This window comes from Cohnella hongkongensis (assembly GCF_042654645.1).
Taxonomy (GTDB): domain Bacteria; phylum Bacillota; class Bacilli; order Paenibacillales; family Paenibacillaceae; genus Cohnella; species Cohnella hongkongensis.
Map to the genome: position 1 here is coordinate 71,063 of NZ_JBHSEP010000026.1, position 22,157 is coordinate 93,219.

Below are 22,157 nucleotides of genomic sequence, written 5' to 3' on the forward strand. Positions count from 1 at the left end.
TATGTCAACAAAAATTCAAAACTTTGAATGCCCTCTCTGCTAGTCCGCCAAACCATGATATTCTGTTACATATATAACAATTCCATTTAGACCCAATTCTAGCGATCTCTTAGGAACTTTGGAAGAGAGGAATTATGTATGCTTGAAAGATCTTATCCGTATCTTGTAGCCACGTCGTCCGAGGAAGCTTCCGTACCAGGCAGCACCCACACGCCTCCCGTAGATATGGTTGCAGCTCGTCGGTTGAGCGATAAAGCATCCTTGCTTCGCCCGCTTAAAGATGAGCACTTGTTGGAAGTTTATAGAGAGGCCAAGAAGATGAATTTGTCTCACGAATTTATCGAACTGCTGGAAGAGGCGCTCTCCATTCGCCAGTTAAGCCATTACAAAGAAGCTTGACCCAGAACCGACCTCTTGGTTTCCGCAGCGATCTTTGATCCGCTCGCCGTACTGGCGGGCGGTTTTTATTTTGCCTCCCCTCGCAACAAAGAGGCGGTTCGTCCGCCCGCCCGGCTGCTTGGAGCAACCCGCAGCGCCGGAGAACCGCCTCTCCCTGCTTTTCGTTACTGCATTTCGTATTGAACGGTCACCTGAGTACGAATCTCGATCTGGCCGGACTGCACCGAAGAGGATGCGCTGCTGGACGCCATATCGGCCATGACGGCCTTCGCCTGCTCGCGGGCGAACAGAACCGGGGCGTTCGACACCTCGCCCTGCACGATGTTCACGACACCCTTCAGCTGACGGTTGGCAGACGTCGCCAACACGTCGGCTTTGGCAGCCGCGTTTGCCATCGCCTTCTTGAGCGCCTCCAGCTCATATTGGTCCCTTTTTTCCGTAGAGAACTGCACGCCGTCCAGCCGGTTCGCTCCGGACGCCGTCAGCGCGTCGAACAGCTTGCCGATCTCCGGCAGCTTGCGGTAGGTGACCTGAATCGAGTGCACCGCCAGATAGCCCTTCAGCACTCGCCCGTCCTTCTCCGTGTAGTTGTACTCCGGCTGAACGTCGAACCCGGTCGTCTGGACGTCCTTCTTATCGATGCCGAACGTATCGTACAGCACCTTCTCGACTTCCGCAAACTGTTTGGCGTTCGATTGCTGCGCGTCGGTCGCCTTCGAGCCGCGCGTCTCGACCGCTACATGCAAATAGGCGACGTCGGGCTCCACCTTCACCGAGCCGCTTGCCCCCACCGTTATCGTGTAAGGCGCCGTTCCCGCCGCCACTGACTCAGCCGACACCGTATTCCCCTCCCCCTTCGAGAATCCGAACCAGCCAATCGCCGCTGCCGCCAACACGACCGACAACACCTGCAAAGCGCTTCTTTTCATGAACAAGCCCCTCTCTAACGGTTTGTCTTCGTCCTCTATAACGCTCCCATGCAGTCAAATGTTTCACAACCAGGAACAAAAAAGCAACAAATATCCGTTTTCGGCGAGAACCCGCACGCTCGGCGGCGCGAACACGTGAGGATAGGACAATCGGAAACGTGCAAAAAGCCCCTTCGATCGAGGGGCTTCATGCAAAAAAATCTTATTGATTTTCCAGTTCTTCTTTGCTCACGAGTTGGACTAAAGCGGTTACAGCCTGCTCTGCGTCCGAACCTTCCGCACTGATCGCGACCTCCGTGCCGGAGCTGATCGCCAGGCTCATGATGCCCATGATACTCTTCGCGTTAACCTTCTTCTCATCCTTTTCCACGAAGACGTCGGAAGAGAATTTATTGGCCTCTTGCACGAATAGTGCCGCCGGTCTGGCGTGAAGACCTGTTTTAAGCCGAACGACTACCGGCTGTCTCGTCATGGACCGGATACCCCCTATCTTTAATTCGTCCCGCGTATCGGGACTCCCGTGCTCCAGTTCTTCATTATTATAACATTGTTATGAACAAATGCGCCATACGCATTATGCCCCGCCGTTTCGGATTTTTTCGGCCAACTCGTCCAGCTTGCGAAGCCGATGGTTGACGCCTGATTTGCTCACCTGTCCCTTCAGCAGATCCCCGACTTCCTTAAGATTAATGTCCGGGTGCTGAAGCCGAACCTCGGCGACTTCGCGCAGCTTGTCGGGCAGGTTGTGCAGACCGATCTCCTTCTCGAGCAGCTTGATGTTATCGATCTGGCGAACCGCGGCTCCGATCGTTTTATTCAAGTTGGCCGTCTCGCAATTGACGATCCGGTTCACGGAATTGCGCATGTCCCGCATAATGCGAACGTCCTCGAATTTGAACAGCGCCTGATGAGCGCCGATAATATTCAGAAACTCGATGATCTTCTCGCCTTCCTTGATGTACAGGATAAAGCCTTTTTTCCGCTCGATGAACCGGGCGTTCAGATGGAACTTGTTCGCCAGCTCGACGAGCGCCTTGCAATGCTCCTCATACATCGACGAGATCTCCAGATGGTAGGAAGACCCCTCGGGGTTGTTCACCGAGCCGCCGGCCAGGAAGGCTCCCCGCAAGTAGGCTTTCTTGCAGCAGGCTTTGCGGACGAGCTCCTTGTCGATGCTCGGATGGAACAGAAACCCTTCCGAGACGATGGACAGATCGTTCAGAATCGCCTCGGCTCCGACCGGAATCCGGACGACGTACACGTTGTTTTTTTTCAGCCGCATTTTTTTGCGAACGAGAAGCTCGGTCACGACGGTAAAATGGCGCTTAAGCAGCGTGTAAATCCGGCGCGATATGGCGGCGTTCTCCGTAGCGATGTCCAGTACGACCCTGCGGTTGGACAGCGAGATCGTGCCGTTCATCCGGATGAGCGCCGACAGCTCCGCCCTTTCGCAGCAGCTGTCGCCTTCCAGCATCGTGAGCTCCTTCTTCGTTTGCGCCGCAAAAGACATGCCCTTCTCACCCCTTTCTCAGCATCCAGTTCTCGACCAACTGATAAATATGCTCGCTTAGCTTCCTGGCGTCATGCCGCAGATAGGTCCGGAATAGGACAAGCTTGTCCGCGATGACCTTGTACCCTCTGCGAGTGACCTCTTCCAGGTCCAGATGAACCGCCTTAGCTCCCTGCTCGGCGTAAAGGCTCTCCACCTGCGGAGGAATCTCCCCGTCGTTCACGATGACATAATCGAATAAATGATGGCCGATATGGGCGTGAACGGCGGCCAGATGGTCGCTGACGGAATAGTTGTCCGTCTCCCCGGGCTGAGTCATGACGTTGCAGACGAACAGCTTGACCGCATCCGACTGCACGATCGCTTCGGCCAGCTCCGGCACGAGCAGGTTCGGTATAATGCTCGTGTACAGGCTGCCCGGTCCGATCAGAATCGCGTCCGCTTCCTGAAGCGCCTGCACCGCTTCCGGGAGCGCCTTGACGTCGGCCGGCTCGAGATGGACCCTTCGGATGGCGAGGCCCGACTTCGGAATCGCAGATTCGCCGACGACCGTCGAGCCGTCCTCCATCTCGGCCTTCAGCACGATCGCCTGGTTCGCCGCAGGCAGCACCCGGCCTCTGACGGCCAATATGCGGCTCAATTCGGTAATGCCCGTGACGAAATCTCCGGTAATATCGGTCATCGCCGCCAGGATCAGATTGCCGAGGCTGTGTCCGGCCAGGGCCGTCCCGTTCTGAAATCGGTATTTCAGCACCTTGGTCATCAGCGGCTCCATGTTCGCCAAGGCGGTCAGCACGTTGCGGATGTCGCCGGGAGGCGGGATTTGAAGCTCTTCCCGCAATATGCCGGAGCTTCCGCCGTCGTCGGCGACCGTCACAATGGCCGTAATGTCTAGCGGCTTCCGCTTCAAGCCGCGCAGCATGACGGACAGCCCGGTGCCCCCGCCGATCACGACGATTCGCGGATTGCGGGCGAGGGGGATTGGTTTGCTCATTCCTTCACCTCAATGCCGATCCCGATCGGAATCGCGATGGCTCACTCTCACGGTCTCCGTGTCGCTGGAGCCCAGTCTTCGTCCCAAATATTCGGCCAGCGCCACCGATCTGTGCTTGCCCCCCGTGCATCCGACTCCGATAACGACCTGGCTTTTGCCTTCCTTGTGGTACATCGGGATCAAAAACTGCAGCAGGTCCAGCAGCTTCGTCAAGAAGGCCTGGGTCTCCGGCCACTTCATGACGTAGTCGTACACGTCCGGGTCGACGCCCGTCTTCGGGCGAAGCGTGTCGATATAATGCGGGTTCGGCAAAAAGCGGACGTCGAAAATGAGATCGGCGTCGATAGGCACGCCGTACTTGAACCCGAACGACGTCACATTGATCGAAATATGGTTCTGATCCAGGTTAGTGAACCGGGCGACGATCTTTTCCTTCAGCGCCGCCGGCTTCAGATTGCTCGTGTCGATGACTTGATTGGCCCAGCCCTTCAGATCCTCCAGCAGCTTACGCTCCAAGTGTATCCCGTCCAGCGGCAGTCCATCCGGAGCCAACGGGTGCCTGCGCCTGCTCTCCTTATAACGCTGTACGAGCACCGAATCGGTCGCGTCGAGAAACAGAATTTCGTAATGAATCGTGTTATGCTCGCGAATATGGTTAAGCGATTCGGACAGCGCGGTGAAAAATTCGCGCCCGCGCAGATCGATCACCAGGGCAACCTTGGCGATTCTTCCTTGCGACTGGTCGATCAAATCTGCGAACTTCGGAATGAGCACCGGCGGCAAGTTATCGACGCAGAAAAAGCCCAAGTCCTCCAGGCTTTGAACGGCAATCGTCTTGCCTGCGCCCGACATTCCCGTAATGATGACAAGTCTCGGCTGCGTCGTAATCGTCTCCATCCGTATCCCCTCTCTCTGCGGTCCTGTTGGCTCTCGTCAGGCTGTAAATGCGAAACGCTCGGACCGCCTGAGAGCGTGCGGGGGCCGAGCGCTTGCTGACTTATGCTCGTAGGAACAAACCCGCTGCTCCGACGACTCCGGCATTGTTGCCCAGCTCGGCCGCCACGATCTCCACTCCTTCGCTGGCCCTTGCCGGCGTCAGCTTGTGGAAAACCTCGCGAATTTGCGAGAACAGAAATTCTCCCGCCTTGCTTACTCCGCCGCCGATAATGAAGCGCTCGGGATTCACGACGACCGCGACGGCCGCCATCGATTTGCCGAGGTAGAAGGCGGCCCGGCTGACGATGCGCGCCGACGCTTCGTCCCCTTCCTTCGCCGCGTCGATGACGTGCTTGGCCGTCAGCTCTCCTTCCACGAGGGCAAGAGACGTCTTGTCTCCGCGGTCGACGGCATCCTTCGCCATGCGGATAATCCCTGTGGCCGAGGACACCGTCTCCAGGCAGCCTGTCTTGCCGCAGCCGCACTGGATCGCTTCGAGATCGGCCACGATCGAGATGTGCCCCAGCTCCCCGGCCATGCCGGAAGCGCCTTCGATCAGCCGATCGTTCAGGATGATTCCGCCGCCGACTCCCGTTCCGAGCGTGTAGCAGACGACGTTCGACACCCCTCTGCCCGCTCCGCCCCAGGCTTCGCCCAACGCGGCTACGTTGGCGTCGTTATTAATCTTGACCGGCTTGCCCAGCTTCTCCTCCATGATGCGCTTCACCTGCACGTCGCGAAAAGGAAGATTGGGAGAGAAGGTGATGATTCCTTCGGGAATGTTCAGGAAGCCGGCTATACCGATCCCGATGCCGCCGACCTCCTCCCACTCCGCGGTTCCCGGAGGTACGAGCTCCCGAACATAGGCCGCGATATTGGACAGAACGGTATCCGGTCCCTCGGAGCCTTGCGTAGCGCCCTCGTAGGTGCGAAGCAGATCTCCCTCCGCATTGCACAAGCCGACTTTGATCGACGTCCCGCCCAAATCAACGCCTACGAACAATGAATCTGACATATTGCCGACACCTCATAAACATTATAGTTACAGCGACTGGCTCCAATCGTGTGTAGCCGAGCCCTCAAGGAACTTCTCGCAATCGAGCGCAGCCATGCAGCCGCTGCCAGCCGCCGTAATCGCTTGACGGTACTTGTGATCCTGTACGTCTCCGCAAGCGAACACGCCGGGCACGTTCGTCTCCGTCGAGCCCGGGCTGACCTTGATGTACCCGAGTTCGTCCGTATCGATCTGCCCGCCGAGGAACTTCGTGTTCGGCGTATGGCCGATCGCTACGAACAGCCCCTGCGTCTCGACGATCTCTTCCGCTCCGGTTTCATTGTTGCGGACCTTCAGTCCGGTAACGCCCTGCTCCCCGGCGATAACCTCGATCGGAGTTTTGTTCAGCTCCCATGCGATCTTGCCGTTCTGACGGGCGCGCTCCTGCATGATCTTGGACGCCCGGAGTTCTCCGCGCCGGTGAACGAGCGTAACCTGCGAAGCGAAGCGGGTTAGGAAGTTCGCCTCCTCCATCGCCGAATCTCCCCCGCCGACGACGACGATTTTCTTGCCGCGGAAGAAGAAGCCGTCGCAGGTCGCGCACGTGCTGACGCCGCGTCCGACATTGTCCTTCTCTCCCGGAATTCCCAAATATTTGGCCGACGCTCCCGTAGAGAGGATCAGCGTCTCCGCCTGCAGCGTCTCTCCGCCCTCCAGCGAAAGCGTAAACGGCCGTTTGGACAGATCCGCTTCGTTAATCCAGCCCGTGCGGAATTCGGCGCCGAAGCGTTCGGCCTGCTTGCGCATGTTCGCCATCAGCTCCGGCCCCATAATGCCTTCCGGAAATCCGGGGAAGTTCTCGACCTCCGTCGTTGTCGTCAGCTGGCCGCCCGGCTCCGGTCCTTCGATAACGAGCGGCGACAGATTGGCCCTGGCCAGGTAGATAGCCGCCGTTAGTCCAGCGGGTCCCGTTCCGATTACGATCGTCTTATGCATGGATGCTTCCTCCTCGAGCGCGAAACGATGTCCCGATCGTTCGTCATGGCGCGATAGTAGATCATTTTAGTGAAACGACGGTCTCGTCAAGTCTAGCTTCTCCCGAATGCCGCATGCTTCATCAATCCGGTTCGCATATCGGCTGATACTTGCCTGGGATACCCCGTAACGGCTGACCAGATCGGCATAGGTGACCGTCCGGCGATGCATCTTGGCCGTCCAGTATTCGAGCGCGGCGGCCCAGCCCGTCGACTTGTGCAGCTTCGGCACATCCGGGTATACGCGTGACAAGTAATCGACCCACAGCGTCATCATGTCGTGCTGCTGCACGACGTCGTAACGTCCCGACATGCCTTCCAGCGCCTGCTCCAGCACCGTCTGCCAAGCGCTGTCCCAGACCGGAAGCTGCGCCGATTTTCGCCGGGCCTCCAGCGTCAGCGTTCGGCCGCTGAAGATAACCGTCAACGCGTCCTGCACGCCGATGGAACGAAGCACAAGCACCGCTACCCGCTTCAGCTCATCCTCTTCGTCCGGATCGATCAGGAAAGCTTTCAGCGCTTCGACCACCTCGTCGTCCGCCACCAGCCCAAGCGCCTGAATGACCTGGACCTTCGTGCGCCGATCGCCGTGCCTGAGCGCCCAGAAGAAGGACGAGCGAATGAGCGGATCGTTCTTGAGCGCTTCCGTCACCTGTCCCGGACGGTTATCCCACTGCTTGAACTGTTCCTCGAACGGAAGGTGGTAATGATAATGCGTCGGCGGGCTCTCCTCGCCCGTCCGAACCCGATCCAGCCGCTTCAGGTAGAACGGAGGCACCTGGGAGGCCGGATCGAGACGCTCGGCATGCTGCCAGTGCTTCCTCGCGTCTTCGTAGCGCTGCAGGTTCACCGCCGCGATCGCCGCGAAATGATGAAGGCTCGGCTCTCCGGACAGCTCCCCCGTGCGGAGCAGCCGGCGGAAATGCTGATACGCCTCGCGATGCTCTCCGACGATGCCCAGCGTCGTCGCCATCTTGAACACGTGCTCCGGATGGAACGGAACCGTCTTGTTCAGCTTGGCGATCAGCTCCTGCAGCTGCTCCTGCTGGTTCGAATGCTGATAGAATATCGCCAGATTGCACAGCGCGTGCAGATTGCCCGGCTCGGCCTCCAGCACCTCCGTAATCGTCGCGACCGACTTGTCGAACAGCCCCATGTAATAGTAAGCCAGCCCCAGATTGTTTCTGGCCGCCAGGAAATCCGGCTGACGCTCGATGATTTCCTCCAGCATTTTGACCGCCTCGGCGAACCGGCCGGCCTCCAGCAGCTCCCGGGCTTTGTCGTGCGCATAAATATTTTCCTTGGCCTTGATCGTCGACAGCTTCGCCGGACGGTTCAGCTCGTAGTGCAGCAAGTCGAGCAGTTCGTCCGACTCCTCCAGAAACTGGCCTTCCGTATCGTTCTCCAAATAACGGACAAGGGCTTCTTCCGCCGCTTCGAACAGCTCCATATTGGCGTAATTGTTGGCTAAATAGTAGTAGCACTCCGTCATCGCCGGATCGATCTGATCCAGCACCGAGCGTAAAATGACGTTCGATTCCTCGTACCGTCCCATCTCGGACAGAATGCCGGCCATGTTGCAGTGGTTGACCGGATTCTCCGGCTCGTACTCCACCGCGCGGCGGAAATATTTCAGTGCCTTGTCGTAATGGTACCGGTCCAGCGACTGTACGGCACGCTCGAAAAAGAAAGTCGCATCCAATCTCATCGGGATGACTTTGGGACGCCGGTTTTTCGCCGCGCGTTTTCGCTGGTTCATCGCAAGGCACCTCCTACTGTTCTGTGAACTCGTCACCCACGATTATAACACAGCCTGCGCGATCCATAAAATAAAACTCCGGGGGAACGATTCCCCCGGAGTCGGAACAAGGCCCGCGACCGACCGGACACAGTCCTTCGGACGAAGCTTCCGTCTATTCGTGTTACACGCCTTTCGTCTTAAACAGCGTGCTGATGGAGCCGCCTTCCATAATGATACGCGTCGCCTCCGCCAGCATCGGCGCGACCGAGATCACCTTAAACCGGTCGGATCGTTCCTCCGGCAGCAGGATCGAATCGGTCACGACCACTTCCTTAATGCTCGGATGGTCGAGCCGCTTCAAAGCCGGGTCGGAGAACAGAGGATGCGTCGCGCATACGAAAGGATCCTCCGCGCCGCGTTCCTTCAAGCCTTCTACGACATTAACGATCGTCGTGCCGGTATCGATCATATCCTCGATAATGATCGGCGTGAAGCCCTCGACTTCCCCGATGACGTGCGTGATGACGGATTCGTTGTGCGCGGGGCGCTTCTTAATCATGATGGCGAAGGAGCAGTCCAGCTGATTCGCCAGCTTCTCGGCCGTCGAGGCTCGTCCGGCGTCCGGCGAGACGACAACGGGATTGCGGATATTCTTCGACTTCAGGTAATCGCTGATCAGATCCAGCGCGGTCAGGTGATCGACCGGGATGTCGAAGAAGCCCTGAATGGCGGGAGCGTGAAGATCGATCGTCACGATGCGGTGCGCGCCGACCGTCGTCAGCACGTCGGCCACCATCTTCGCGGAGATCGGCTCGCGGGGAGCGGCTTTCCTTTCCTGCCTGGCGTAGCCGTAGTACGGCAGCACGACGTTGATCGTCCGTGCCGAGGCCCGCTTGGCGGCATCGATCATGACCAGCAATTCTACGAAGTAATCGTTGATCGGATGAGATAAAGACTGGACCAGGAAAACGTCGCAGTTGCGAATCGTCTCCTCGTAGTGAACGTACACTTCGCCGCTCTTGAATCGGGAAAGCTTGATTTTCCCCAGCGGCACTCCGAGATTGTCAGCGATCTTGCCTGCCAATAGCGGATTGGATGATCCCGAAAAGATACGAAGCTTACTGCTGCTGTACATGTGCCCCTCCATATTTTGGCAATTCGACGCTCCATATGTCGAAATCCGTCAGTCGTCACACCCATTATACATGAGTACGGACGGATTTTAAAAAGGTTTCATTTCCCGTTTACGTTCCGAAAACGTAGCCAGATGCGTATATCCGGCTTTTTTCAGCAGCGCTTGCGCCTCTGCCCCTTTTTGTCCGACTTTGTCGGGATGATGAGCGTCGGAGCCGTACGTGACCGGAATGCCGAGAGCCGCGGCCCGCTCCAGCATGGATATCGACGGGTACATTTCCTTGCAGGGCGCATAGAAGCCGGCCGCATTCAGCTCGAACGCGAGATCGTGCTTCAGCACGGCCTGCAGCGCCATGTCCTCCAGTGCGGTCGCGTCTTCCTCCGGCCGGTAGCCGAAGCGCTTGATCGCGTCGATATGGCCGATGTAATCGTAGAAGCCGGTCGCCGCCGCCTTCGCGATCGCTTCGAAATATTGCGCGTAGACGTCGATGATCCGCCGGCCCTCCCAGCGGCCGACCTGGCGATAATCCGTTACATCCCACGTTCCGAGAAAATGAACCGAGCCGATCACGTAGTCCCAAGGGTACCCGTTCACGATCGATTCGATCTTTTCCTCGTATCCCTCGACGTAGTCGCCCTCCAGACCGACGCGCACCTCGATGCTCCCCTTGTACTTCTCCTTCAGGGCAAGAGCCTCCTCGACATATCGGGGAAGCTCGTCCATCGGCATGGCGGAATCCGGATTGTCCTCATGGGGAACGTGAAGCAGGGGCATGTGATCGGACAAGCCGATCTGTTCCATGCCCTGTTTCATCGCGCTAATAATGTAGTCCTCCATATTGCCGACCGCATGGCCGCAGCGAACATGATGCGTATGATAGTCGACGAGCATGCCGGGCGCTTGTGTCATAGCCGCATCACCTAATCCTTCTTGACCGGCTTCCGATGACGGAACTCCAGTTCCTTCAGCACGTCGTCGAACGGAATTCCCTGCTCGCGGAGAAGCACCATCAGATGGAAAATGAGATCGGCGGACTCGCAGCGCAGCTCCTCGCCGTCGCGGTTTTTCGCGGCGATGATCACTTCCGCGGTTTCCTCCCCGACCTTCTTCAAAATCTTGTCGAGCCCTTTTTCGAACAGGTACGTCGTATAGGCGCCTTCCGGACGCTCCGCGTCCCGCTGCGCGATCGTCGCCTCCAGCCGGCTGAGCGGTCCGAAGCGATCCTCCTCCTGCCTCGGAGCGGCTTCGGCCGCTTTCAACGCGCCTTCCCGGTAGAAGCAGCTGTACGCTCCCGTATGGCACGCCGGTCCGTTCTGGCGCACCTTCACAAGCAGCGTATCCCCGTCGCAGTCGTAATGCAGCGATTCGATCTGCTGCGTATGGCCGCTGGTCGCCCCTTTGTTCCACAGCTCGCCGCGAGACCGGCTCCAAAACCACGTTTGCCCGGATTCGAGCGACTTCTGCAGCGACTCCTTATTCATATATGCGAGCATGAGCACCTCTTTGCTTAGGGCGTCCTGCACGACCGCCGGCACCAGCCCGTCGGGGCTCCATTTGATTTGATCCTGCCACTGCCCTTGCTCTTGCTGCGTCATCTGACGTTCACTCCTTTGCCGCGTAACATTTGCTTAACCTCTTGGACCGTTACTTCCTTGTAGTGGAAAATGCTCGCCGCCAGCGCCGCGTCCGCCTGCCCTTCCGCGAACACGTCCGCGAAATGCCGGGCGTTGCCCGCTCCTCCCGAAGCGATGACCGGAATGCCCACGCTCGACGACACCGCTCGGGTCAGCGCGACGTCGAAGCCGTCCTTCGTGCCGTCCGCGTCCATGCTGGTGAGCAGAATCTCTCCCGCTCCCCGGCGCTCCGCCTCCTTCGCCCACTCCAGCGCGCGAATGCCTGTCGCATTGCGCCCGCCGTGGGTGAATACTTCCCACTCGCTCCACTCCGCGTTGAACTTCGCGTCGATCGCCACTACGATGCACTGCGCGCCGAACGTCCGCGAACCGTCCGTAATCAGGTCCGGATTGCGAATGGCGGCGGTATTGATGCCAATTTTGTCCGCCCCCGCGCGCAGCAGCCGCTTCATATCCTCCACCGCCGAGATGCCTCCCCCGACCGTAAACGGGATCGTAATCTCCCCGGCCGTCCGCCGCACCACGTCCACCATCGTCGCCCGGCCTTCCACCGATGCGGAGATGTCCAGAAACACCAGCTCGTCCGCGCCTTCCCGGTCGTAGATCGCGGCCAGCTCCACCGGATCCCCGGCATCGCGCAAATTCACGAAATTGACGCCCTTGACGACTCGCCCGTCCTTCACGTCCAGGCAAGGGATAATTCTTTTAGCTAACATGCAGCGTTCCCCCTTTTCACAACGATTCGGAAAGTCTACGTTCACGTATCTCCTTGTCTGAATCGTCTTCGCCAAGCTTCTCCGTTGTCCGCCCTTGGTCGTCGGCTCTGCCGACTGCTCGGGTATGCATCCTGGGATGTCGAAGGCGCTTTTGCTTGCGTTATCCGCTATGACGCCCGCGACGGATCGCAATAGGCCACGACTTCGCTATAGGGAAGAGTCCCTCCGAATAGATCGAGAGCGCTGCCGATCGTAATGTCCAGCTTGCCGCGTGTCAACTCGCGGAATCGGGCCAAATCCGCGAGCGATCGCGCGCCGCCTGCGTATGTGACCGGAATCGTCGCCCATTCGGAGAGCTTGACAGCCAGCTTCTCTTGAATGCCCTCCCGCTTCCCTTCGACATCGACCGCGTGGATCAGAAATTCGGCGCAGTAGCTCTCGAGCTCCCGAACAGTGGCTTCGTTAACTTCCAGATCGCTAAACTTCGTCCACTGGTTGGTCACCACGTACCATTTGCCGTCCCGTTCCTTGCAGCTGAGGTCAAGCACGAGCCGTTCCCGGCCGATCTCCGAAACGATACGCCGCAGATTGTCCATCTGAAGGCGGCCGTCCCGAAAAACGTAAGAAGTGACGATGACGTGCGAAGCCCCTTCGCTTAAGTAGGCCGCCGCGTTATCCGCCGTAATGCCTCCGCCGATCTGCAGACCGCCGGGATAGGCTCTAAGCGCGGATAACGCAGCCTCCCGGTTGCCTTCGCCGAGCATGATAATATGCCCGCCGGTTAACCCGTCTTGTTTATACAGCGAAGCGTAGTAATCCGCCCCCCGTTCGGAGACGAAGTTCTCCACGACCTTCGAGGCGTCCGCTTGAAGCGTTTCCCCGACGATCTGCTTCACCTTGCCCTGGTGAATATCGATGCAAGGTCTAAACTTCAAAGCTCTCAGTCCTTCCCGACGCCATATCCGTGAACTTGCGGAGCAGCGCCATGCCCAGCTCGCCGCTCTTCTCCGGATGGAACTGCATGCCGTACACCGAGCCCCGGCCGACGATCGCGCTCACCGGCTGGTAGTAGTCCGTCACCGCCAGCAAATCCGTCTCCAGCTCCGGCAGCGCATGGTAGGAGTGCACGAAATACACGTGCCCCGGCTTCAAGCCGTCAAACAGAGGGCTTTCCCGCTTGAACGTCAGCTCGTTCCAGCCCATGTGAGGAACCTTGTAGTCCCCTTGGAACCGGACGACCCGCCCCGGGAGCAGATCGAGTCCGCGATGCGCGCCGTGCTCCTCGCTCTCCGTGAACAGCAGCTGCATCCCCAGGCAAATGCCGAGAAGCGGCTTTCCGGAAGCCGCGAACCGTTTTGTCGTTTCCTCCAGGCCGGTCTCCCGCAGGTTGGCCATCGCATCGCCGAACGCGCCGACGCCCGGCAGAATCGCGCCGTCCGCGGCGAGAATCTCCCGCGGATCGGAGGTGACCCGCACCTCGCAGCCGAGCCGCTCGACGGCTTTGCTGACGCTGTGCAGATTGCCCATGCCGTAGTCGATAATCGCGATCACTTACAACACCCCTTTGGTGGAAGGCACGCCCTTCACGCGCGGATCGATCGAAGTCGCTTCGTCGAGCGCGCGTCCGAGCGCCTTGAACACGGCCTCGATCATATGATGCGTATTGCGTCCGTAGTGGACGATGACGTGCAGCGTAATCCTCGCCTCCAGCGCCAGCTTCCACAGAAATTCGTGCACGAGCTCCACCGTGAAGCTGCCCACGTTAGCCGCCGGGAATTCGCCGCGCAGCTCGAAGTGCGGCCGGTTGCTGATGTCGACGACGACCTGCGCGAGCGCCTCGTCCATCGGCACGAACACGCTGGCGTAGCGCCTGATGCCTTTCTTGTCTCCCAACGCCTCCCGCAGCACCTGTCCCAGGCAGATTCCGATATCCTCGACCGTATGATGGTCGTCGATGTCCACGTCTCCGCGGGCTTCGACTTTCAAATCGAACTGGCCGTGCTTCGCGAACAGGTCCAGCATGTGGTTCAGGAACGGAACGTCGGTCTCGATCGACACCTCGCCGCTTCCGTCCACTCCCAGGGACAATTGGATGTCCGTTTCGTTCGTCTTGCGGGATACGGCCGACGAACGGCCGCCTTGCACGTTCTCTTCGCTCACTTCGTCTCCCTGCCTTCCAATCGGATTTCCACCGCGCGGGCGTGCCCCTCCAGCCCTTCATGACGGGCCAGCGTCGCGATCCCCGCGGCGTCTCTCAGCAGCGCCTGCCTGCTGTATCGGATCAAGCTCGACTTCTTCAGAAAATCGTCCACGTTCAGAGGAGACGAGAACCGCGCCGTACCGTTCGTCGGCAGGATGTGGTTCGGTCCCGCAAAATAATCCCCTACCGGCTCCGAGCTGTACGGTCCGATGAAGATCGCCCCCGCCGTCTCGATGCGGCCGAGCAGTTCCATCGGCTCCTCCGTCATCACTTCCAGATGCTCCGGGGCCAGCATGTTGACGACGTCCAGCCCTTCGTCCAGGTTGTCGACAAGCAGGATCGCCCCGTGCCGCTCCAGCGAGCTGCGGGCGATGTCGACCCGCGGCAGGGCCGCGACCTGCCGCTCCAGCTCCGCCTGCACCGCCGAAGCCAAAGCCTGCGACGGCGTCACCAGCACCGCCGAAGCCATCTCGTCGTGCTCCGCCTGAGACAGCATATCCGCAGCGACATATCGCGGATCGGCGCTGTCGTCCGCCAGCACGACGATCTCGCTCGGGCCCGCGATGCTGTCGATGTCGACCGCGCCGTAGACGGCGCGCTTCGCCAGCGCCACATAGATGTTGCCGGGCCCGCAAATCTTGTCGACGGCGGGAATGCTCGCCGTCCCGTAAGCGAGCGCAGCCACCGCCTGCGCTCCCCCGACCCGGTACATCTCCGTCACGCCCGCTTCCGCGGCCGCCACCAGGATGTACGGGTCGATGCCTTCCCGGCCGCCGGTCGCCGGCGGAGTCGCCATCGCAATCTCCGGCACGCCGGCCACCTTGGCCGGCAGCACGTTCATGAGCACCGACGACGGGTACGCCGCCTTGCCGCCGGGAACGTACAGCCCGACCCGTCTGAGCGGGCGAATGGCCATGCCCAGCATCGTGCCGTCGGGCGCCGTATCCATCCACGACCCGCGCTTCTGCTTCTCGTGGAATGCCGTAATGTTCGCCGCCGCCTGCCGCAGAGCCGTCAGAAACTCCGGCTCCACCTTGGCGTACGCGCCCTGAATCTCCTCCTCCGTCACCCGAAGCTGTTCGGGCGTCAACGTCACTCGGTCATACGCCGCCGTATACCGCAGCAGCGCCTCGTCGCCTTCCCTGCGCACCGCCTCGACGATTTCCCGAACCGTCTCATTCTGCTCCGGCGAGCCGTATTCGCTCTCCCGTTCCAGCCGAAACCCGTCCGCTTTGCCTATATACATCCCGCACCCTCCTCGCATCAATCGTTCTCTCCCGCTCTTCGCCGACCCGGGACCCCACGCCAACGTTCTCGCAGCCTCGCCCGGATCTCCGCCGCCTTAAACCGCAGCGCCGATCATCGCGCTCAGTCTGTCGCACAGCTCCTGGATTGCCGTATTTTTCAGCCTGTAGCTCACGCGGTTGGCGATCAGCCGGCTCGTCACCTGGAACAGCGTCTCCATCTCGACAAGCCCGTTCTCCTTCAGCGTCTGCCCGGTCTCCACCATGTCGACGATTCGGTCGGCCAGGCCGATCAGCGGCGCCAGCTCGATCGAGCCGTTCAGCTTGATCACTTCCACCTGCTGGCCTTGCTCCCGGAAATATTGGGAAGCCACGTTCGCATACTTCGTCGCCACGCGCGGATTAATCACCGGTTTCCAGTCAGGCAGTCCGATGACCGACATCCGGCACTTGGCGATGCCGAGATCGAGCAGCTCGTAGACGTCCTTGTTTTCCTCCATCAGCACGTCCTTGCCCACGATCCCGATATCGGCTACGCCGTACTCCACATACGTCGGCACGTCAACCGGCTTCGCCATGATGAACTCCATGTTCGCCTCGGGAACCGGAATGATCAGCTTGCGGGAATCGTCGAAATCTTCCGGAATCGGCAGACCCGCCTGCCGGAACAGCTTGCTCGCCTGCTTATAGATGCGCCCCTTGGGCATCGCGACTTTTAACGCGGTGCTATCCGTCATGCCCTATTCCTCCTTCTCCGCTTCCAGGGAAACCAGGTTGTCGTACGCTTTGCCCCGATACAGCAGGCGGCCTCTGCCCATGTGCCTCTCCAGATCCGAAGCCTGCAGCTCCTGCAGCTCTGCGGACGACACGAGCGCCGTCACGACGGTCTCGCCCTGCTCGCGAAGCCGGTTGGCCTTCGTCAGAGCCGCCTGCCGCCGCGGCCTCTCATAGGCGACGAGCGTTCGCTTGCTCTCTTCCGCCGCATCCTCCACGACCTCGAGAATCCGCGTCGTCTTCAGCGCGAAGCCCGTCGCGCGAGCCGGGCGTCCGAACTGGGCGAGCAGATTGTCGTAGCGTCCGCCGCTGCACACTGGGAAGCCCAGATGCGAAGCATAGCCTTCGAAGGTCAAGCCCGTATAATAAGAGAAATCTCCGATCATCGTCAGATCGATCAGCACGTCCTCCTGAATGCCGTAAGCCTCCAGCACGTCCCATACCTCGCACAGATGCCGGATCGCCGCCCGAGCGCCCTCGTTTTTGCTGAGCTCCATCGCCTGCGCGCACACCTCCTGGCCGCCGCGCAGACGCAATATATCCTCCAGCTCCCGCTTCCACGCTTCATCCAGAGACAGCCTGCCGATCGCATCCCGATAGCCGACATGATCGCGCTGCAGCAGACAAGCCTTCAGCGCTTCCTGCTCGCTCTCCAGCCCCGGCAGCGTCTCTTCGAACAAGCCGTTCAGAAAGCCGACATGACCCATGGCGATCTTGAACGCCGGCACTCCCGCCGCCTTCAGCGAAGCGACAGCCAAGGCGATCACCTCCGCATCGGCCTCAGGCGAAGCGTCCCCGACGAGCTCGACGCCGGTCTGATAAAACTCGGAGTCGCGGCCGCCTTCCTCCTCGAATGCCCGAAAGACGTTGCCGTGATAGCTGAGGCGGATCGGGAAAGGCTCATCCTTCAGCAGCGATCCGACGACGCGCGCGATCGGCGCCGTCATGTCCGAGCGCAGCACGATCGTCGTCCCGCGGCGGTTAAGCAGCTTGAACAGCTTCTGATCCGATGTCGAGCTGGCCATCCCGACCGTATCGTAATATTCGATCGTAGGCGTTATGATCTGCTCGTAGCCCCACGAGCGCATGCAGGCCAGCACGCTGTGCTCGATCTTCCTCAGCTTGGCTACCGCATGCGGCAAGTAATCCTTTACCCCGGTTGGCTTTTCGAATACCTTCGGTTTCGTCATCCTGCGCACCTTCTCCATTTTATCCTCTATAATCAAGCGGAACAGCGGACGTCCCTGTTGCTTCTGTGCATTAAAGTGCTACCATGTTACCATACTGCCAAAATAAAGAGATTAGTCGTATATTACCATGAGCCTTCCTTCCTCGTCAATCCTCATGACGCGCTTGGACCGGCTTACCTGCTAAGCGGCGGCACAACGGCAAAAACCGCCCCGTACCGTATCCGGTAGCGAAGCGGCTGGAAGCGCAGGGGGTTTAGAGCTCGCGAAGAGGATTCCCCCCGACTCGGGAGCCCGGGGCGACATCCTTGTGAACGACCGAGCCGGCCGCGACCACGGCGCCGTCCCCGATCGTCACTCCGGGCAGCACCGTCACGTTCGCGCCGATCATGACGTTCGCGCCAATTCGAATATCCCCCAGACGATATTCCTTGATTAAATATTCATGCGTCAGAAGCGTAGAATTGTATCCGATGATCGTATTGTCTCCGACCGTGATCCGTTCGGGGAAGAAGACGTCCACCATCACCATGAGCGCGAACGCCGTATGACGTCCCACCTTCATTCCGAGCACGCGTCTGTATATCCAATTTTTGACCGGCAGAATCGGACAATAACGCGCGAGCTGGATAAAAATAAAATTGCGCACGGCCTTAAACCGGGATACCGTCCGGTACACCTGCCACAACGCATTCGGCCCTTCCACCGGATACCGTTCTACGTTCCTCAACCTTAAGCACCCTCATTCCCGATTCCGCACAGAGCCGGCAGCTCGTCCATTGTCCCCAAGACATGGACGGCTCCGGATTTGCGCAGCAGCTCTTCTCCCTTCAGCGACCAAGCCACGCCCACCGGGACAGCCCCCGCCCGAATCGCCGACTGCATATCGACCGAGCTGTCTCCGACCATCAACGTCTCGGACGGCCGGGCGCCGAGCGCGGCCATCGCCTTCTCGACCGGCTCGGGATGCGGCTTCGCATGCTCTACGTCGTCCAGGGTGACCAGCGTATCCATATCCGAATAGATGTCCAGAAGCTTCAGCGCTCGAATCGTCGTTCCCCTCATTTTCGTCGTGACGACGCCGAGCCGAATGCCCTCCCGGCGCAGAAGGCGGATCGTTTCCTTGACCCCGGGGAACAGGCTCACCATTTCGTCATGCTTGGCGAGGTTGTATTCCCGGTAGGCGCGAACGAAAGCCGAGACGTCCTCCAGACCGGTGAAATGCTGCATCTGCACGGTAAGTGGCTCGCCCATCGACGGAATGATCTGCGCTCTTCCGAAGCTTTCCGGCACGTGCCCTTTAAGCGAATGCAGGAAGGATTGAATAATCAGTTCGTTCGTATCGATGATCGTGCCGTCGAGGTCAAACAGAACGGTCCTGATTGTCCCCTGTCCCGTCCTTGCCGTCTCCATCGTCTGCTTGGTTTGAATTGGCGTCATTCTTGCTGCTCTCCGTTTCTTCATGCGCCTCGGACGCGGTTTTCCCTGTCTTGAAGTTCACCAGCGGGTCGCCGTACTTCTCGGCAGCCAGCCCCAGCTTGCGCCGCACGACGATCAGCACGATGCCGCCCACGACAAGCAGCAGCGCCAGCAGCTGCGAGATGCGAATATTGCCTTCCGCCGGATTCAGGTAGCCCTGCTCGAACAGAGCCGTCATCGGCGACCATAATGCGTCCAGGAACGACTTCAGCCATTCCGGTCCGCGGAAAGCCAGACTGTCGGTGCGAAGCGCCTCGATGAAAAACCGTCCAATCGAGTACCAGATAAAATAGGTGATCAGCAGTTCTCCCGCTTTCAGGAAGCGGCGGCGTCTGATCACGAACAGAACCCCGAGGCCGACAAGGCTCCACATCGACTCGTACAGGAAGGTCGGATGATGGAACACGCCTTCGACGTTCATCTGATTCACGATAAAAGCCGGGAGGTTCAGCGTCTCTCGCAAGAACGACTCCTCGACCTCACCGCCGTAGGCTTCCTGATTGACGTAGTTGCCCCACCGCCCGATCATCTGCCCGATCAGCAGGGAGGGGGCGCAAATATCGGCGATTCGCCAGAAGCTGTAGCCTTTTGCCCTGATATAGAAGAAGCCGCTGAGCAGCGCGCCGATTAACGCTCCGTAGATGGCGATGCCGCCGTTCCAGATTTGGAAAATCTCGACCGGATGCTGCTGATAATAGCTCCACTTGAACGCGACGTAATACAGGCGGGCCGCAATGATGGACGAAGGGACTCCGATCAGCAGCAAATCCAGGAAAAAGTCGGCGTTCAGTCCGAAGCGCTTCCCTTCCTGAACGGCGAGCAGAAGACCCGCGAGAGCCGCTGCCCCCAGAATGATGCCATACCAGTGGACATCAAGGCTTCCAATCGAGAACGCGACCGGATTGAGCAACATCGTAAACATCGTTTTCCCCCACTCGATTATTCGTAATCGTCCTCGGATATCGCTTCGGTGAGCTTATTCGTGAATTGCAGAGCTGCGTTGTAGCCCATTCTCTTCAGGCGATAATTCATCGCCGCCACTTCCAGAATAACCGCGAGATTCCGGCCCGGCCGGACAGGAACGGTAAGGAGGGGAACCTCGGTCTCGATAATCTTGGTCGTTTCCTCGTCCAGCCCCAGACGATCGTACTGCTTGTCTTGCTGCCAGTTTTCCAGACGAACGACCAGGCTGATGCTTGTCTGATTTTTGACCGCGCCGGCTCCGAACAGCGTCATGACGTTCAGGATGCCCAGGCCGCGGATTTCAAGCAGATGCCGGATGAGCTCCGGAGACGAGCCGAACAGAAGATTGTCGGCCGTCTGACGGATTTCGACCGCATCGTCCGCGATCAGTCGATGGCCTCGCTTGACGAGCTCGAGCGCAGTCTCGCTCTTGCCGATGCCGCTTCCGCCGGTAATGAGCATGCCAAGGCCGTACACGTCGACGAGAACGCCGTGAATCGTCGCGGAAGGCGCCAGCTTTTTCTCCAGAAAATTCGTAATCCGGCTAAGCAATATCGTCGTCGCAACGGAGCTTCTCAGTACCGGAAAGTTGCGCTCGTTGGCGATCTCCACCAATTCCGCCGGAGCTTCCAATCCCCTCGTAATGATGATGCATGGCGTTTCCTCGTGGCACAATCTCTCCATCCGATCGCGACGTTCTTCCGAAGTTAACGTATCTAGGAACGCAAGCTCCGTGCGACCCAGCATCTGCGCGCGGTCCGCGGGATAGTAATTGAAATAGCCGGCCATCTCCAGGCCCGGCCGATTGAGATCGTCCGTAACAATGGTGCGCCGCAATCCGTCCTCGCCGGCGACAATTTCGAGGTGAAATTGCTGCACGAGCTCGGATACTCTCACTTTCTTGGCCATCGTACAGCTCCTTTCCTGAATTCCCCTATTTATCGTATCGAAAATAAACGGACAAATCAATTTATACTTTCAGCGCCTCGTTCCCCATTTCTTGGTTTCAATCCAGCATAAACGGGTTACGCTGTCCTAAGGATCGGCGGGATCACGCTTAGGTCGGAGGTGACTCCGATAAGGATAGCGAACTTATACTTCCTCCATCACGCGCAAAAAACCGCCCGGCCGATGGCCGAGCGGTCAGAGCCCAAGCGGATATTAGTTCTCGAATACGTTCAGTTCGGATTCCACATCAAAAATGTGAATCTTGTTCATGTCGATCGCGAGCTTAACGTTTTGGTTCTCGCGCAGGCCGGAGCGTCCGTCCACACGAGCGATGACGTTTTCTTTGCCCAGACCGTTCAGGTACAGGTACTGCTCGTGACCCAGATTCTCGGCAACCTCGATCGTCGCGTTAACAACGGAGTTCGGGGATGCTTCGATGAATACCGGCTCTTCGTGCAGGTCCTCCGGACGCACTCCGAGAATAACTTCACGGCCGATGTAGCCTTTTGCGCGAAGCACTTTCGTTTTGCCTTCCGGAATTTCGACGTTGAAGCCCGTTGCGCGGAACCGTACGGAGCCGCCTTCTTCCACCAGCTGTCCGGTAACGAAGTTCATCGCAGGAGCGCCGATGAAGCCGGCAACGAACAGGTTGATCGGATGGTTGTACAGCACGTCCGGCGTAGCCGCTTGCTGAATGAAGCCGTCCTTCATTACGACGATCCGATCGCCCATCGTCATCGCTTCCGTCTGGTCGTGGGTAACGTAGATACAAGTCGTCTCAAGACGTTTCATCAGCTTGGAGATGTTAGCGCGCATCTGAGTACGCAGCTTGGCATCCAAGTTGGAAAGCGGTTCGTCCATCAGGAACACTTGAGGTTCGCGAACGATTGCGCGGCCCAAGGCAACCCGTTGACGTTGACCACCGGAGAGAGCTTTCGGCTTGCGGTCGAGCAAGTGCTCGATTTCCAGCGTGCGCGCCGCTTCGCGGACGCGACGGTCGATCTCGTCCTTACGGAACTTACGCAGCTTCAGACCGAACGCCATGTTCTGATACACGTTCATATGAGGATACAGAGCGTAGGATTGGAAAACCATTGCAATGTCGCGATCTTTCGGCGCAACGTCGTTCACGACGCGATCGCCGATGTACAGCTTGCCTTCGGAAATCTCCTCAAGACCTGCGATCATCCGCAGCGTGGTCGATTTCCCGCAGCCGGAAGGACCTACGAGAACGAGAAACTCTTTGTCCTGGATGTCCAGATTGAAGTCGGTAACCGATGCTTTGTCGGAACCTGGGTATTTTTTATACACGCTTTCTAAACGTACGCCTGCCATTGTGC

General features: G+C 58.9%; 24 protein-coding genes. 1 reads left to right on the plus strand and 23 read right to left on the minus strand.

The features are described from left to right. Window positions 1-138 precede the first annotated feature (138 nt). Window positions 139-399 (plus strand): sporulation histidine kinase inhibitor Sda, encoded by a 261-nt coding sequence (gene sda, locus ACFO3S_RS24680; RefSeq protein ID WP_378101539.1) that lies wholly within the window; start codon window positions 139-141, stop codon window positions 397-399. 164 nt (window positions 400-563) lie between these two features. Here the strand turns inward: sda and ACFO3S_RS24685 are convergent, their stop codons facing one another. From ACFO3S_RS24685 to ACFO3S_RS24795, 23 genes are all read right to left on the minus strand, one after another. Beyond that, entirely contained in the window at window positions 564-1,328 is a 765-nt protein-coding gene (locus ACFO3S_RS24685) for an SIMPL domain-containing protein (RefSeq protein WP_378101543.1), read from the minus strand. A gap of 202 nt (window positions 1,329-1,530) precedes the next feature. After that, window positions 1,531-1,800, minus strand: a complete 270-nt coding sequence (locus ACFO3S_RS24690; protein ID WP_094042918.1) for an HPr family phosphocarrier protein — start codon at window positions 1,798-1,800, stop codon at window positions 1,531-1,533. A 102-nt stretch (window positions 1,801-1,902) separates the two neighbouring features. Continuing rightward, entirely contained in the window at window positions 1,903-2,838 is a 936-nt protein-coding gene (whiA, locus tag ACFO3S_RS24695; protein ID WP_378101545.1) for a DNA-binding protein WhiA, read from the minus strand. Between the two features lie 7 nt (window positions 2,839-2,845). Beyond that, entirely contained in the window at window positions 2,846-3,832 is a 987-nt protein-coding gene (locus ACFO3S_RS24700; protein ID WP_378101547.1) for a gluconeogenesis factor YvcK family protein, read from the minus strand. Between the two features lie 9 nt (window positions 3,833-3,841). After that, window positions 3,842-4,729 (minus strand): RNase adapter RapZ, encoded by an 888-nt coding sequence (rapZ, locus tag ACFO3S_RS24705; RefSeq protein WP_378101549.1) that lies wholly within the window; start codon window positions 4,727-4,729, stop codon window positions 3,842-3,844. A 100-nt stretch (window positions 4,730-4,829) separates the two neighbouring features. After that, entirely contained in the window at window positions 4,830-5,783 is a 954-nt protein-coding gene (locus tag ACFO3S_RS24710) for an ROK family glucokinase (RefSeq protein WP_378101551.1), read from the minus strand. A 27-nt stretch (window positions 5,784-5,810) separates the two neighbouring features. Beyond that, complete coding sequence (gene trxB / locus ACFO3S_RS24715) at window positions 5,811-6,758, minus strand: thioredoxin-disulfide reductase (protein ID WP_378101554.1); 948 nt, start codon at window positions 6,756-6,758, stop codon at window positions 5,811-5,813. A gap of 66 nt (window positions 6,759-6,824) precedes the next feature. Beyond that, a complete protein-coding gene (locus ACFO3S_RS24720) occupies window positions 6,825-8,555 on the minus strand; it encodes a tetratricopeptide repeat protein (RefSeq protein ID WP_378101557.1) in 1,731 nt (576 codons plus the stop codon). Between the two features lie 163 nt (window positions 8,556-8,718). Continuing rightward, window positions 8,719-9,672 (minus strand): ribose-phosphate diphosphokinase, encoded by a 954-nt coding sequence (locus tag ACFO3S_RS24725; protein ID WP_378101560.1) that lies wholly within the window; start codon window positions 9,670-9,672, stop codon window positions 8,719-8,721. Window positions 9,673-9,759: 87 nt separating this feature from the next. After that, window positions 9,760-10,563: a histidinol-phosphatase HisJ gene (gene hisJ / locus ACFO3S_RS24730; RefSeq protein ID WP_378101606.1), complete on the minus strand. Its 804-nt coding sequence runs from the start codon at window positions 10,561-10,563 to the stop codon at window positions 9,760-9,762. Between the two features lie 29 nt (window positions 10,564-10,592). Continuing rightward, a complete protein-coding gene (hisIE, locus tag ACFO3S_RS24735) occupies window positions 10,593-11,267 on the minus strand; it encodes a bifunctional phosphoribosyl-AMP cyclohydrolase/phosphoribosyl-ATP diphosphatase HisIE (protein WP_378101563.1) in 675 nt (224 codons plus the stop codon). Continuing rightward, window positions 11,264-12,022: an imidazole glycerol phosphate synthase subunit HisF gene (hisF, locus tag ACFO3S_RS24740; RefSeq protein ID WP_378101566.1), complete on the minus strand. Its 759-nt coding sequence runs from the start codon at window positions 12,020-12,022 to the stop codon at window positions 11,264-11,266. The genes hisIE and hisF overlap by 4 nt, the downstream gene beginning before the upstream one ends. Window positions 12,023-12,189: 167 nt before the next feature. Beyond that, the gene (gene hisA / locus ACFO3S_RS24745) at window positions 12,190-12,957 is read right to left on the minus strand and encodes a phosphoribosylformimino-5-aminoimidazole carboxamide ribotide isomerase (protein WP_378101569.1); all 768 of its coding nucleotides are present in this window, start codon (window positions 12,955-12,957) and stop codon (window positions 12,190-12,192) included. Next, window positions 12,947-13,573, minus strand: a complete 627-nt coding sequence (gene hisH / locus ACFO3S_RS24750) for an imidazole glycerol phosphate synthase subunit HisH (protein ID WP_378101572.1) — start codon at window positions 13,571-13,573, stop codon at window positions 12,947-12,949. The genes hisA and hisH overlap by 11 nt, the downstream gene beginning before the upstream one ends. After that, window positions 13,574-14,182 (minus strand): imidazoleglycerol-phosphate dehydratase HisB, encoded by a 609-nt coding sequence (hisB, locus tag ACFO3S_RS24755; RefSeq protein ID WP_378101575.1) that lies wholly within the window; start codon window positions 14,180-14,182, stop codon window positions 13,574-13,576. Then, window positions 14,179-15,468 (minus strand): histidinol dehydrogenase, encoded by a 1,290-nt coding sequence (hisD, locus tag ACFO3S_RS24760; protein ID WP_378101577.1) that lies wholly within the window; start codon window positions 15,466-15,468, stop codon window positions 14,179-14,181. The genes hisB and hisD overlap by 4 nt, the downstream gene beginning before the upstream one ends. 96 nt (window positions 15,469-15,564) lie before the next feature. Further along, on the minus strand, window positions 15,565-16,203 hold the full coding sequence (hisG, locus tag ACFO3S_RS24765; protein ID WP_378101580.1) for an ATP phosphoribosyltransferase: 639 nt from the start codon (window positions 16,201-16,203) through the stop codon (window positions 15,565-15,567). 3 nt (window positions 16,204-16,206) lie between these two features. After that, on the minus strand, window positions 16,207-17,430 hold the full coding sequence (locus tag ACFO3S_RS24770; protein WP_378101582.1) for an ATP phosphoribosyltransferase regulatory subunit: 1,224 nt from the start codon (window positions 17,428-17,430) through the stop codon (window positions 16,207-16,209). A 253-nt stretch (window positions 17,431-17,683) separates the two neighbouring features. Then, the gene (locus tag ACFO3S_RS24775; RefSeq protein WP_378101585.1) at window positions 17,684-18,157 is read right to left on the minus strand and encodes an acyltransferase; all 474 of its coding nucleotides are present in this window, start codon (window positions 18,155-18,157) and stop codon (window positions 17,684-17,686) included. A gap of 2 nt (window positions 18,158-18,159) precedes the next feature. Beyond that, entirely contained in the window at window positions 18,160-18,867 is a 708-nt protein-coding gene (ppaX, locus tag ACFO3S_RS24780; RefSeq protein WP_378101587.1) for a pyrophosphatase PpaX, read from the minus strand. Then, window positions 18,791-19,828, minus strand: a complete 1,038-nt coding sequence (gene lgt, locus ACFO3S_RS24785; protein WP_378101589.1) for a prolipoprotein diacylglyceryl transferase — start codon at window positions 19,826-19,828, stop codon at window positions 18,791-18,793. The genes ppaX and lgt overlap by 77 nt, the downstream gene beginning before the upstream one ends. 17 nt (window positions 19,829-19,845) lie before the next feature. Beyond that, complete coding sequence (gene hprK, locus ACFO3S_RS24790) at window positions 19,846-20,778, minus strand: HPr(Ser) kinase/phosphatase (RefSeq protein ID WP_378101592.1); 933 nt, start codon at window positions 20,776-20,778, stop codon at window positions 19,846-19,848. Window positions 20,779-21,030: 252 nt separating this feature from the next. Further along, window positions 21,031-22,152, minus strand: coding sequence for an ABC transporter ATP-binding protein (locus ACFO3S_RS24795; RefSeq protein ID WP_378101595.1), 1,122 nt, complete (start codon window positions 22,150-22,152; stop codon window positions 21,031-21,033). Window positions 22,153-22,157 lie beyond the last annotated feature (5 nt).

Bases quoted from the DNA above. Each gene is read 5' to 3' on its own strand.
- sda (WP_378101539.1), top strand. From the start codon at position 139: ATGCTTGAAAGATCTTATCCGTATCTTGTAGCCACGTCGTCCGAGGAA.
- ACFO3S_RS24685 (WP_378101543.1), bottom strand. From the start codon at position 1,328: ATGAAAAGAAGCGCTTTGCAGGTGTTGTCGGTCGTGTTGGCGGCAGCG.
- ACFO3S_RS24690 (WP_094042918.1), bottom strand. From the start codon at position 1,800: ATGACGAGACAGCCGGTAGTCGTTCGGCTTAAAACAGGTCTTCACGCC.
- whiA (WP_378101545.1), bottom strand. From the start codon at position 2,838: ATGTCTTTTGCGGCGCAAACGAAGAAGGAGCTCACGATGCTGGAAGGC.
- ACFO3S_RS24700 (WP_378101547.1), bottom strand. From the start codon at position 3,832: ATGAGCAAACCAATCCCCCTCGCCCGCAATCCGCGAATCGTCGTGATC.
- rapZ (WP_378101549.1), bottom strand. From the start codon at position 4,729: ATGGAGACGATTACGACGCAGCCGAGACTTGTCATCATTACGGGAATG.
- ACFO3S_RS24710 (WP_378101551.1), bottom strand. From the start codon at position 5,783: ATGTCAGATTCATTGTTCGTAGGCGTTGATTTGGGCGGGACGTCGATC.
- trxB (WP_378101554.1), bottom strand. From the start codon at position 6,758: ATGCATAAGACGATCGTAATCGGAACGGGACCCGCTGGACTAACGGCG.
- ACFO3S_RS24720 (WP_378101557.1), bottom strand. From the start codon at position 8,555: ATGAACCAGCGAAAACGCGCGGCGAAAAACCGGCGTCCCAAAGTCATC.
- ACFO3S_RS24725 (WP_378101560.1), bottom strand. From the start codon at position 9,672: ATGTACAGCAGCAGTAAGCTTCGTATCTTTTCGGGATCATCCAATCCG.
- hisJ (WP_378101606.1), bottom strand. From the start codon at position 10,563: ATGCTCGTCGACTATCATACGCATCATGTTCGCTGCGGCCATGCGGTC.
- hisIE (WP_378101563.1), bottom strand. From the start codon at position 11,267: ATGACGCAGCAAGAGCAAGGGCAGTGGCAGGATCAAATCAAATGGAGC.
- hisF (WP_378101566.1), bottom strand. From the start codon at position 12,022: ATGTTAGCTAAAAGAATTATCCCTTGCCTGGACGTGAAGGACGGGCGA.
- hisD (WP_378101577.1), bottom strand. From the start codon at position 15,468: ATGTATATAGGCAAAGCGGACGGGTTTCGGCTGGAACGGGAGAGCGAA.
- hisG (WP_378101580.1), bottom strand. From the start codon at position 16,203: ATGACGGATAGCACCGCGTTAAAAGTCGCGATGCCCAAGGGGCGCATC.
- ACFO3S_RS24770 (WP_378101582.1), bottom strand. From the start codon at position 17,430: ATGACGAAACCGAAGGTATTCGAAAAGCCAACCGGGGTAAAGGATTAC.
- ppaX (WP_378101587.1), bottom strand. From the start codon at position 18,867: ATGACGCCAATTCAAACCAAGCAGACGATGGAGACGGCAAGGACGGGA.
- lgt (WP_378101589.1), bottom strand. From the start codon at position 19,828: ATGTTTACGATGTTGCTCAATCCGGTCGCGTTCTCGATTGGAAGCCTT.
- hprK (WP_378101592.1), bottom strand. From the start codon at position 20,778: ATGGCCAAGAAAGTGAGAGTATCCGAGCTCGTGCAGCAATTTCACCTC.
- ACFO3S_RS24795 (WP_378101595.1), bottom strand. From the start codon at position 22,152: ATGGCAGGCGTACGTTTAGAAAGCGTGTATAAAAAATACCCAGGTTCC.